Here is a 12064-nt window from a genome sequence, read left to right as displayed (position 1 = left end):
GCTGCGCGCCGGCGAGGTGATCCTCTCCGGAGCCCTCGGCCCCATGGTCGACGCGACCGCCGGGGTGTACCGCGCCCGACTCGACGGTCTCGGCGAGGTGCGTGCCGACTTCTTCGGCGCCGCATCCGGAACAGCATCGCGCACGTCATCGGAAGGGGCAGCGGCATGACCGTCGGCATCGCCATCATCGGATCGGGCAACATCGGCACCGACCTGCTCATCAAGGTGAAGCGGCTCTCGACCACGCTGCATGTGGTCGCGATGGCCGGCATCGACGAGCACTCCGACGGCCTCGCCCGTGCGCGACGGCTCGGAGTCGCCACCACCCACGAGGGCGTGGACGGACTGATCGCGATGCCCGAGTTCGCCGACGTCGAGCTCGTGTTCGACGCCACCTCGGCCGGCGCCCACGCCCGCAACGACGCCCTCGTGCGCAACGCCGGACGGGTCATGGTCGATCTGACCCCCGCGGCGATCGGGCCGTACGTCGTGCCGGTCGTGAACCTCGACGCGCACCTCGGTGCGACCAACGTCAACATGGTCACGTGCGGCGGCCAGGCCACCGTGCCGATGGTGGCCGCCGTGTCGCGCGTCGCCCCGGTCGCGTATACCGAGATCGTCGCGTCGATCGCCTCGAAGTCGGCCGGCCCCGGCACCAGGGCGAACATCGACGAGTTCACCGAGACCACGGCCCGGGCGCTGGAAGTGATCGGCGGCGCCGATCACGGCAAGGCCATCATCGTGCTGAACCCCGCCGACCCGCCGCTCATCATGCGCGACACCGTCTTCTGCCTGGTCGAAGGCGACCCTGAATCCTTGGACCAGGATGCCGTCAGCGCCTCGGTCACCGACATGGTCGCCGACGTGCAGGCCTACGTCGGCGGCTACCGGCTCAAGCAGCAGGTGCAGTTCGATGCGGTCGACGAGCCCTACGTGCCCGCACTCGACCGACCGTTCCGCGGGACGCGCGTGACCGTCCTGCTGGAAGTCGCCGGCGCCGGCCACTATCTTCCGGAGTACGCGGGCAATCTCGACATCATGACCTCGGCCGCCCTGCGCACGGCCGAACGACTCGTCGCCGAACGGACAGGGGTTCCCGCATGACCACCACTCCCCGCGTCTACGTGCAGGACGTCACCCTCCGCGACGGCATGCACGCCATCGGCCACGGCTACACGACCGACCAGGTGCGCGATATCGCCCGTGCTCTCGAGGTGGCGGGCGTTGATGCCATCGAGGTCGCGCACGGCGACGGCCTCGGCGGTTCGAGTGTGGCCTACGGGCAGGGAGCGCACACCGACTGGCAGTGGATCGAGGCGGCGGCCGAGGTGCTCGACCGCGCCGTCCTGACCACCCTGATCCTTCCCGGCATCGGCACGATCGACGACCTCGCCCGGGCCCGCGACCTCGGCGTCGCGAGCGTGCGGGTCGCGACGCACTGCACCGAGGCCGACGTCGCCATCCAGCACATCACCTGGGCGCGCGAGCACGACATGGACGTCTCGGGCTTCCTGATGATGAGCCACCTCAACGACCCGCACGGGCTCGCCGAGCAGGCCAAGATCATGGAAGCGGCCGGCGCGCACTGCGTGTACGTCACCGACTCGGGCGGGCGCCTCACGATGCGCGACGTCGCCGACCGCGTCGACGCCTACCGCGAGGTGCTCGACCCCGGCACGCAGATCGGCATCCACGCACACGAGAACCTCTCGCTGAGCGTGGCCAACAGCGTCACGGCCGTCGAACACGGCGTGTACCGGGTCGACGCCTCGCTCGCAGGGCAGGGCGCCGGAGCGGGCAACTGTCCGATCGAGGCGTTCATCGCGGTGGCCGACCTGCTCGGCTGGGAGCACGGCTGCGATCTGTTCGCACTGCAGGATGCGGCGGAGGAACTGGTGCGTCCGCTGCAGCGCCGCCCCGTCCGCGTCGACCGCGAGACCCTTACTCTCGGCTACGCGGGTGTGTACTCGAGCTTCCTGCTGCACGCCGAGCGCGCGGCCGAGAAGCACGGCCTCGACGCCCGCGACATCCTCGTGGAGCTGGGCCGCCGCCGCATGGTGGGCGGCCAGGAGGACATGATCGTCGACGTCGCGCTCGACCTTGTCGCCGCCCGTTCGGGGGTGACCGCATGACCGCGGACGCGGTGTTCGCCGCCGCGCTCGACACCGCGCAGCGCACCGCGACCGCGATCAGCCAGCTCTCCGCATCCGCAGAGGTCGATCTCGACACCGCCTACGCCACGCAGCATGCGCTGATCGCCCGTCGGCTCGCCCGCGGCGAGCGCCTCACGGGACTCAAGCTCGGGTTCACGAGCCAGGCCAAGGCGCAGCAGATGGGCGTGCATGACGTCATCATCGGCAGTCTCACCGATGCGATGCGCCTCGACGACGGCGCGCTGTTCGACCGGCGGTCCGCCATCCACCCGCGCATCGAGCCGGAGGTCGCGTACCTTCTGTCGGCCGACATCGACGGGTCCGGGCCCGGGCGTCCGCTGTCGGAGGTCATCGCCGCGGTCGCCTCCGCGCTGGAGATCATCGACTCGCGGTACCGGGACTTCCGCTTCCGCCTCTCCGACGTCGTGGCCGACAACACGTCAGCCGCCGCGTACGTGATCGGCCCCTGGACCCCGTTCGACCGAGCCGGCGCTCTCGACAACCGGGCCGTGCGGCTCGAGGTCGACGGCAGGGTCGCTGCCACAGGCTCCACCTCCGCGATCCTCGGCGACCCCGGCCGTGCCATCGCCGCAGCCGCACGCCTCGCCTCGCGCCACGGCTTCACCCTCCGCGCCGGCATGGTCCTCCTCGCTGGTGCCGCGACCGCCGCCGTCCCCCTGCCCGACCAGGGCACGGTCGAGGCGACGATCACCGGCCTCGGACGCGTCTCCATCCACACCCACGACGGATCCGACAGCCTCGAGAAGGGATCACGATGACAACATCACGCGGCATCCTCGTCGAGGGCAAGGCGACGCCCCGAGGTCGCTTCCCGCATGCCAAGGTCTCCGGCGACCTGGTCTTCGTCTCGGGCACGTCCAGCCGACGCCCCGACAACTCCATCGCCGGAGCGGAGGTCGACGAGTTCGGCGCGACCCGGCTCGATGTCGCGGTGCAGACCCGCGCGGTCATCGAGAACATCCGCGAGGTGCTGGCCGCCGCCGGCTGCACACTCGACGACCTGGTGCAGGCGACGAGCTTCCTGGTCGACATGAACGACTTCGCTCCCTACAACGCGGTCTGGGCCGAGTACTTCGACGAGCAGGGACCCGCCCGCACAACGGTCGCCGTGCACGCCCTGCCGCATCCGCATCTGCGCATCGAGATCCAGGCGGTCGCCCGCCGCCCCGAAACCACCACCGATCGCAACACCGCTGACCACAACACCGCCGACCACAACACCGCTGCCACTCTCGAGGAGGAGAAATGAGCACCATCCCACCCGTCATCCCACCCGTGATCGATTTCGCCGCATGGATCAAGGAGAACGAGCATCTCCTGAAGCCGCCGGTCAACAACAAGGCCGCCTGGACCCCCATGGGCGACTTCATCGTGCAGGTCGTCGGCGGCCCGAACCAGCGCACCGACTTCCACTTCGACCCGTACGAGGAGTGGTTCTACCAGTACCGCGGCAACATGCACGTGAACATCCAGACCCCCGACGGCCTGCAGCGCATCGACATCCGCGAGGGCGAGATGTGGCTGCTCCCCGGTAACGTCTTCCACTCCCCGCAGCGCCCCGAAGAGGGCTCCATCGGCATCGTGATCGAGCGCATCCGCGAAGAGGGCACGCTCGAGAAGTTCGCCTGGTTCTGCCCGAACTGCAACGCCAAGGTGCACGAGGTCGAGCTGCAGGTGCGCGACATCGTCGAGGACCTGCCGCCGGTGTTCCGCGACTTCTACGAGAGCGAAGAGGGGCGCACCTGCCCCGAGTGCGGCGCCGTCCACCCCGGCAAGGGCTGAAGCCCCTTGGGCACGATCGACGTCCACACGCACTTCGTGCCGAGTTCCTGGCCCGACCTGTCGACACAGGTCGGGCCGGGTCTCTGGCCGACCCTGCGGGTGGATTCCGAGCGCGAGGCGATGATCATGCTCGGCGAGACCGAGTTCCGGCGCGTCGGCGACGACTGCTGGGACGCGTCCGTGCGCCTGGCCGACATGGACGCCGACGGCGTCGAGATGCAGGTGGTCTCCCCCACGCCGCTGTTCTTCTCCTACGACAAGTCGGGTGACGAGGCCGTCAAGGTCGCGCGCATCTTCAACGACCTCGCTCTGGAGATCTGCGCTCCGGCCCCCGGCCGGCTGATCCCGTTCGCACAGGTCCCCCTGCAGGATCCGGATGCCGCGTGCGCGGAGGCCGACCGCGCGATCGCCTCGGGCCACGCCGGTGTCGAGATCGGCAACCACGTGGGCGACCGCGACCTCGACGACGAGGGCACGGTGACCTTCCTGCAGCACTGCGCCGACAGCGGCATCCCGGTCTTCGTGCATCCGTGGGACATGCCGGGCTCCCCTCGTCTCGACCGCTGGATGGCCCGGTGGCTCACCGGCATGCCCGCAGAGACGCACCTGTCGATCATCGCGATGATCCTGGGCGGGGTCTTCGATCGCGTCCCGCCCACCCTCCGCCTGGCGTTCGCGCACGGCGGTGGTTCGTTCGCCTTCTGGCTGGGCCGGTTCGAGAACGCCTGGCGGCAACGCCCCGACCTCATCGGCGTCAGCGAGCGGCCGCCCTCGGCCTACCTGGACCGTTTCAGCGTCGACAGCGTCGTGTTCGACCCCGTGGCCCTGCGCGTGCTGGTCGAGACCCTCGGCGCCTCCCGGGTGATGGTGGGCAGCGATTACCCCTACCCCCTGGGCGAGCGACCCGTCGGCGGCGTCATCGACCGGGCCGACTTCCTCGACGAGGCGCAGAAGAGCGCCATCCGCCGCGACAACGCCCTGCGATTCCTCGGGCGCTGACCCGCATGACCTCGAACGGACCCGCCGCATGAGCACCACCTCCACCCGCCCCGCCATCGACCGCGCGACCTGCACGGCCCTCGACGATGCCGATCCGCTCGCCTCGATGCGCGAGCGCTTCGTGCTGCCCGACGGTGTGATCTACCTCGACGGCAACTCGCTCGGAGCGCTGCCCCGCCACACCGCGGCGCACCTGCAGCGCGTGATCACCGAGGAGTGGGGCACCGGCCTCATCCGCAGCTGGAACGATGCCGGGTGGTTCGCCAAGCCGCGCACGATCGGCGATCGCATCGCGCCGCTCGTCGGAGCGGATGCCGGAGAGGTCGTGCTCGGCGACTCCACGTCGGCGAGCCTGTTCCAAGCCGTGGTCGCTGCGGTCAGACTCCGACCGGGACGACGCGTGATCGTCGCAGAGCGGGGCAACTTCCCCACCGACCTCTACATGCTCGAAGCGGTGCAGGAGCTGCTCGGCAGCGGAACGCCCCTGGAGCGCCGGCTGATCTCCGACGACGGCCCCACGCTCGACGACGTGCTCGACGACCACGTCGCCGTCGTCGTGCTCACCCAGGTCGACTACCGCACGGGACGCATGCACGACATCGCCGAGGTCACGCGCAAGGTCCACGCCGCCGGCGCCCTCGTGGTCTGGGATCTGTGCCACAGCGTCGGTGCCGTGCCGATCGACCTGAACGCCGCCGACGCCGACTTCGCGGTCGGCTGCACCTACAAGTACCTCAACGGCGGCCCCGGTTCGCCCTCGTTCATCTGGGCGGCCGCTCGGCATCACAATGCTGCCCACCCCGCCCTCACCGGCTGGCACGGCCACGCGCGGCCGTTCGACTTCACCGTGGACTACACCCCGGCCCCGGGCATCGAGCGGTTCCGCGTCGGCACCCCGCAGCTGCTCTCGGTGGCCGGACTCGAGGCGAGCCTCGACATCTGGGACGACGTCGACCTGGAGCTCCTCCGCGAGAAGAGTCTGCGGCTGACCGAGCTCTTCATGTCGCTCGTCGACACCCGCCTCACACCGCGCTGGGGCATCGAGCCGGTCACGCCTCGCGAGTCCGCCCGCCGTGGCAGCCAGGTCTCCCTCCGACACGAAGACGGCTATGCGGTGATGCAGGCGCTGATCGAGCGCGGAGTGATCGGCGACTTCCGCGCCCCCGACCTCATCCGCTTCGGGTTCACACCGCTCTACACCTCCTACACCGACGTGTGGGATGCGATCGACGCGCTGGAAGACGTGCTGCACAGCGAGATCTGGCGTGAACCTCGCTTCGCACGTCGCGGCACCGTCACCTGAGAGCACCGTCACCTGAGAGCACGGTCACCTAGTCGCACACCTGCATGACTCCTGCCCGGATGGATGAACGGACTGATGTGCCGAGTCATGCATCCGTGTAGGAGTCATGCATTCGCCCCAGGCGTCAGGCTCCGTCGCCGGCAGCCTCGGTCGCCGCCGCGTCGAGCAGTGCGATGACCCCGTCGCGCACGTGGTTCAGGTGCGACTCGAGCACGCGCAGCGCCTCGTCCACATCTCCAGCTGCCACGACGTCGATCAGCTCACCGTGGGAGTGGTCATGTGCGCCGGGAGAGACCAGACGCCAGCCGAGCACGTAGCGTCCGAGCTTGAGCCGCAGCTGCTCGATCATCTCCCACATCACCGGCCGGGCCTCGGCGTCGTAGAGCGTCGCGTAGAACTCGGTGCGGGCCTCGACGAACTCGCCGCCCTCCGAGATGTCGTCCGCCGTCTTCGCGAGCTCCCGCAGCCGGCTGACCCGCTCCGGGGTGATCTCCTCCATCGCCAGGCGCAGTGCGTCCTTCTCGAGCAGCGTGCGCAGGTGGTAGACCTCGGTCGCCTCCTGCACCGAGAGTGCCCGCACCATCGCGCCGCGGCGGGCATGGAAGACCACGAGGCCGTCGGCCTCCAACTGGATCAGGGCGGAGCGGATCGGCAGTCGCGAGATGCCGATGGACTCGGCCAGGGTCTCCTGTCGCAGCTTCATCCCCGGAGGCAGGGTGCCGTCGAGGATCGCATCGCGGATGATGTCGTAGGCCATCGCTCCGACGGACCGGTATCCGGCTCCATGTCGCTGCGCGAGCTTCTGCAGAGCCTCGGCCCGTTCCTTGGGCGACGCGGCGTTCCCTGATTGCACCATGGGAGCGAGAGTATCGGATGATCCCGGCCAACTCTGCATTCTGGATCCAAAATCACCTCGCGTCGCGGGACCACTGCCGCGCCTCGGCGTGCGCACGCCAGGGCGCCCGGGACGCATGTCGGGCCGGGCACGCCGAGTCCACCCGCGGGGGGACGAGGATCACCCCGCGGGAGGATGCCCCGGCACCCTCGACCCGGCAGGCTCGAACTGTCGATCGTGTCGCCGAAGCTCAGTCGCCTCTCGTCGCGCTGAGCCGGAGCCACAGGATCCGGTTCAGAGTGACGAGCGTCGGGTGACCACAGGCGGCTTCCGCGTCGCGCGCGTGCTTCTCAGCCTGCCGCAGCGACCCAGCCGAAAGCACCTCATCGCTCCATGTCGTTCCTCACACGCAGCAGTCTCAAGAACCGCCTGATCCTCTCTCTCGCGACGCTCGCCGTCGTCGTCCTCGGCCTGATATCGATGGGTTCCCTCAAGCAGGAGCTGATGCCCTCGCTGCAGGCTCCGATGGCGTTCATCTCCGCACAGTCGCAGGGCCTGGCACCCGAGGAGATGGCGAGCAGCGTGACCGAGCCGCTCGAACAGGCGGTGCGAGCGGTTCCCGGCGTGACGAGCGTGACCTCGACGACATCGAGCGGCAACGCGCAGGTGCTCGTCGAGTGGACCTTCGGCGAAGACGACGAGGAGACGCTGCGCACCATCCGCAGCGCGGCCGAGTCGCTGAAGCCGAGCTTCCCCTCGGACACGGAGGTCAGCGTCGCGTCCGGCGGTGCGGGCGACCTGCCGGCCATGGCACTGAGCGCCGGCACCAGCGGCGACCAGGAGGCGTTCGGCGATGCGCTCCAGCAGACCGTCGTCCCGGCGCTGAAGGGCGTGCCGGGTGTGCGCGACGTCACACTCGCCGGCCAGGAGACGCAGCGCATCACGATCGACCTCCGCCCTGCCGACGTCACCCGCCTGAAGGTCGAGCCCTCGACGCTCGGACCGATCCTCGAAGCGCATGGCGCCGCCCTCCCGGCTGGACAGGCGGATTCCGCCGAAGGCCCCCTCTCGATCACGGTGGGGTCGCGTCTCGCGACGCCGGAAGACATCCAGGCGCTCCCGGTGCCCACGAGCGAGGGGGCCGTCACGGTCGCGGAGTTCGCCGACGTCACGGTCGAGACCGTGCCGGCGGAGACCATCTCGCGCGTCAACGGCAAGCCGTCGCTCACGCTGCAGGTGATGCCGGCACAGGGTGCCAACGTCGTCGACATCTCCCACGGCGTCAACGCCGAGCTCGACCGGCTCGCGCCGATCCTCGACGCCGAGTTCGTCACGATCTTCGACCAGGCCCCCTACATCGAGCAGTCGATCCACGACCTCTCCGTCGAGGGCGGGCTCGGTCTGCTCTTCGCGGTGCTCGTGATCCTCGCGTTCCTGCGCTCGTGGCGCTCGACGGTCATCGCGGCCGTGTCGATCCCGCTGTCGCTGCTGATCACCCTGGTGGGCCTGTGGTGGAGCGGCAACACCCTCAACATCCTCACCCTCGGCGCCCTCACCATCGCCATCGGACGTGTCGTCGACGACTCCATCGTGGTGATCGAGAACATCTCCAGACGCCGTGGTGACGGCCCGCTCACGATCGACGGCATCGTCGCCTCTGTGCGTCAGGTCGCCGGGGCCATCACCGCCTCGACACTCACCACGGTGGCGGTCTTCCTGCCGATCGCATTCGTCTCGGGCATCGCCGGCCAGCTGTTCCGACCGTTCGCGGTGACCGTCTCGATCGCGCTTCTCGCCTCGCTCGTCGTCTCGCTCACGATCGTGCCGGTGCTCGCATCCTGGTTCCTCAACAAGGCTCCGAAGCACCGCGCCGCCGACGCAGACACGGCTCAGCCCGCGGCCGAGGGCATGACGACCGACGCGGCTCCTGCCGCCGCAGCCACCGCGGTGGCGGCCGAGGTCGCGGCTCCTGCCGCGGCGACCGTCTCGCCGTCGCCGTCTGCCGAGAGCGACGTCCCGTCCGAGCTCGACGAGATCCACACCGCCCCCGACCGGCTGCAGCGCACGTTCATGCCGGCGTTGAACGCGACCCGTCGTCACCCCGTGATCACCCTCGTCGCCTCCGCGCTGCTGCTCGTCGCCACGCTGGGGATGACGCCGTTCATCCAGACCGACTTCCTCGGTTCCTCCGGCCAGGCCACCCTGCAGGTCGTCCAGACGCCCCCGAAGGAAGCCACCGCCGACCTGGTCGCCGCGGCCGAGCCGGTGGAGAAGACTCTCGGGAAGGTTCCGGGCATCGCCGACATCACCACCTCGATCCCGGTCCCCACTCCCGGCACCCCGGCGTCGATCACGTACGACCTCCGTCTGAAGGACGGCTCCGACGTCGCCGAGGTCGAATCCGAGGTGCAGAAGGCGCTCGACGGGCTTCCCGACAGCGGTGAAATCGACCTCGCGTCGCAGGACGCCTCGCTGGCAGGTGCCGGTGACGGCATCGACCTGCAGATCCAGGGCAACGATCCGGCAGCATTGCGCACGGCGAGCGACCTGCTCGAGAAGCAGCTCGCCGACGCCGACGGCGTGCGCTCCGTGAAGAGCGAGCTCGCGGGCGAGCAGCCGGTGCTGCGGGTGAAGGTCGACGAACCGTTGGCCGCGCGCCTCGGCTTCGACCGCGCCACGATCGCGAAGGCCGTGCAGGAGGCACTCTCCGGCACCACGGTCGGCACGCTCATGTACGAGGGCCGGGAGCGCGACATCGTCGTGCGCACCCCTGGTGCGGCGCGCACCGCCGACAAGATCGGTGAGATCATGCTCCCGGTCACCCCTCAGCAGACCGCCGAGGCGCAGAAGGCGGCAGCGGATGCGCTCCAGGCCAAGGCGGAGGCGAAGGCCGCAGAGGCGAAGACCAAGGCCGAGAACGAACTGAACTCGCAGATCAACACCGCCACGAAGCAGCGCGCCGAGCTCGCCGGCCAGATCGGGGCCCTGAACAGGCAGCTCGCCGAGCTTTCGGCGGCACCGATCGTCCCCGAAGACCCGCTGAGCCCGGATGAGGAGGCCGTGCTCAAAGCGCAGGCCGAACGCGCCGAGCAGCTCGCGGCGCTGCAGGGTGCGATCGAGGGGGCCCAGTCCGGCGTCGCAGCGGCGGACGAGCAGATCAAGGCCCTGCGCCAGAGCCGCAGCGACGCCGCGGCCCAGCAGGCCGAGGCCGATGCCGCCGAGGGCGAGCAGAAGGCGGCTGCCGAGGTCACCGGCACGGCGATCCCGCTCGCCGCGATCGCGACCGTCGAGGAGGAGCTCACGGCGCCGACCATCACGCGCGCCGAGGGCGAGCGTCAGGTCACGCTGACCGTGACCCCGGAGAAGGGCGGCCTCGCGGCTGCCGGTCGGGCGATCGACAAGGCGATCGCCGACACCGATCTGCCGGCGGGAGTCACCTTCCAGCAGGGCGGTGCGTCCGCGCAGCAGGATGAGGCCTTCAGCCAGCTCGGACTGGCGATGCTGGCCGCCATCGTTCTCGTGCTGCTGGTGATGGTGGCGACCTTCCGCAACTTCCGCGGACCCCTCGTGCTGCTCATCTCGATCCCGTTCGCAGCGACCGGCGCGATCCTCGGCCTGCTCCTCACCGGAACCCCGATGGGTCTTCCCGCCCTGATCGGACTCCTGATGCTCATCGGCATCGTCGTGACGAACGCCATCGTGCTCATGGATCTCGTGAACCGCCTTCGTGGTGCGGGAGCGAGTCTCGACGAGGCGGTGGAGCATGGAACCCGCCTGCGCCTGCGACCGATCCTGATGACGGCGGCCGCGACCGTGTTCGCGCTCGTCCCGATGTCTCTCGGGCTGACCGGCGGCGGAGTGTTCATCTCGAAGCCGCTGGCGATCGTCGTGATCGGCGGCCTGGTGTCGTCGACGCTGCTGACTCTGGTTCTGGTCCCGGTTCTCTACACGCTCGTGGAGCGCAGTCGGGAACGCCGGATCGCCAAGCGCGCCGAGCGACGAGCCCGGCGCGAGGAGCGTCGTGCCGCTTCGGCCGAGACGTCGACGGACATCTTCGAGGTCACGTCCGAGAAGCCGTAGCCACGAGGCACGGCGACGTGCGGCACATGTCGGGAGAATCGGGCGGATCCCCTGCGGACCCACCCGATTCTCCCGACCTCCGCGCTTTCTCCAGGCATCCGTGCCGGGGTACGGGATCGGGGCGCTGGCTCAGGGGTGGGTTCAGCGGCCGCGCGACGCGGCCGCCTGGATCAGCTCGGCGAGGTCACCGGGACGGCTCCACATCGGCCAGTGCCCCGTGGGCAGGTCGACGACGTCGAGGTGGTCGAGCATCGCGACCTCGGCGAACATGTGATGACCGGCGCGCGCGAGTTCGAGCAGCTGTGCACTCGGGATGGAGCAGCAGATCAGGGTGGTCGGGATCGCGCGTCGCTCGTCGTTCGTGAGCTCGACGGGCTGACGCAGCACGGGCCCGGGCTCGGGAACGGCCCGCTCGCGAAAACGCTCGAGCACCTCTGTACTCAGGCCTTCGAGGCTCGCCTGCTGTCCCAGCACCTCGAAGGGCGGAAGCGGAAGCTCCTCCACGTCGTCCGGAAGGTCGGGCGCGAACACGCTCCCGGCGGCCACCGGGCCGGAGTCGACCCACACCACGCGCGCGATCAGGGCGGGGTGTCGGTCGAGCACGAGGCTCACGGGGGCGTTCGCCCCGCTGTGCGCGACGATGATCGCGGGCTGCTGCTCCGAGACGCCGAGCCGGCCGACCTCGTCGAGAATCGCGTCGGCCTGGTCATCGAGCGTCTTCGCCGCCCGCGCGGGGTCGGTCGCGTCGAGACCCGGCAGCGTCATCGCGACGGCGCGAGACCTGTCGGCGCCGAGGCTTTCGAGGGCCTCGTCCCACGCCCAGGCACCCAGCCAATGGCCCGCGATGAGAAGGATGGTCGGAGTGCTCGTCGTGTGTGTCATACCCCCATG

At 69.8% G+C, this 12064-nt stretch carries 10 protein-coding genes; 8 read left to right on the top strand and 2 right to left on the bottom strand.

Annotated elements, in window-relative coordinates:
• Positions 1-165 precede the first annotated feature (165 nt).
• From B2869_RS02110 to kynU, 7 genes are read left to right on the top strand one after another with little or no spacing between them, the layout of a single operon-like run.
• Positions 166-1104: an acetaldehyde dehydrogenase (acetylating) gene (locus B2869_RS02110; RefSeq protein WP_292762141.1), complete on the top strand. Its 939-nt coding sequence runs from the start codon at positions 166-168 to the stop codon at positions 1102-1104.
• A complete protein-coding gene (dmpG, locus tag B2869_RS02105) occupies positions 1101-2132 on the top strand; it encodes a 4-hydroxy-2-oxovalerate aldolase (protein WP_292762138.1) in 1032 nt (343 codons plus the stop codon). The genes B2869_RS02110 and dmpG overlap by 4 nt, the downstream gene beginning before the upstream one ends.
• Positions 2129-2932, top strand: a complete 804-nt coding sequence (locus B2869_RS02100) for a 2-keto-4-pentenoate hydratase (protein ID WP_292762135.1) — start codon at positions 2129-2131, stop codon at positions 2930-2932. The genes dmpG and B2869_RS02100 overlap by 4 nt, the downstream gene beginning before the upstream one ends.
• Positions 2929-3423 (top strand): RidA family protein, encoded by a 495-nt coding sequence (locus B2869_RS02095; protein WP_081860221.1) that lies wholly within the window; start codon positions 2929-2931, stop codon positions 3421-3423. The genes B2869_RS02100 and B2869_RS02095 overlap by 4 nt, the downstream gene beginning before the upstream one ends.
• Positions 3420-3956 carry a 3-hydroxyanthranilate 3,4-dioxygenase gene (locus B2869_RS02090; protein WP_292762130.1) on the top strand — a complete coding sequence of 179 codons (537 nt, stop codon included), beginning with the start codon at positions 3420-3422 and terminating at the stop codon, positions 3954-3956. The genes B2869_RS02095 and B2869_RS02090 overlap by 4 nt, the downstream gene beginning before the upstream one ends.
• Positions 3957-3962: 6 nt before the next feature.
• Positions 3963-4955, top strand: a complete 993-nt coding sequence (locus B2869_RS02085; protein WP_292762127.1) for an amidohydrolase family protein — start codon at positions 3963-3965, stop codon at positions 4953-4955.
• 28 nt (positions 4956-4983) lie between these two features.
• Entirely contained in the window at positions 4984-6258 is a 1275-nt protein-coding gene (gene kynU / locus B2869_RS02080) for a kynureninase (RefSeq protein WP_292762124.1), read from the top strand.
• Positions 6259-6382: 124 nt separating this feature from the next.
• Here kynU and B2869_RS02075 read toward each other — a convergent pair whose 3' ends face one another.
• A complete protein-coding gene (locus B2869_RS02075; protein WP_021201456.1) occupies positions 6383-7114 on the bottom strand; it encodes a GntR family transcriptional regulator in 732 nt (243 codons plus the stop codon).
• A gap of 372 nt (positions 7115-7486) precedes the next feature.
• On the opposite strand from B2869_RS02075, the gene B2869_RS02070 reads away from it, so the two are divergent.
• Entirely contained in the window at positions 7487-11173 is a 3687-nt protein-coding gene (locus B2869_RS02070; protein WP_292762121.1) for an efflux RND transporter permease subunit, read from the top strand.
• Positions 11174-11314: 141 nt separating this feature from the next.
• Here the strand turns inward: B2869_RS02070 and B2869_RS02065 are convergent, their stop codons facing one another.
• On the bottom strand, positions 11315-12055 hold the full coding sequence (locus tag B2869_RS02065; protein ID WP_292762118.1) for an alpha/beta fold hydrolase: 741 nt from the start codon (positions 12053-12055) through the stop codon (positions 11315-11317).
• Positions 12056-12064 lie beyond the last annotated feature (9 nt).

Origin of the sequence: Microbacterium sp. UBA3486, from assembly GCF_002377845.1 — a bacterium.
Lineage (GTDB): Bacteria > Actinomycetota > Actinomycetes > Actinomycetales > Microbacteriaceae > Microbacterium > Microbacterium maritypicum_A.
Note: the sequence above shows the minus strand (reverse complement) of the source record. Positions and strands in the feature narration are given on the sequence as shown.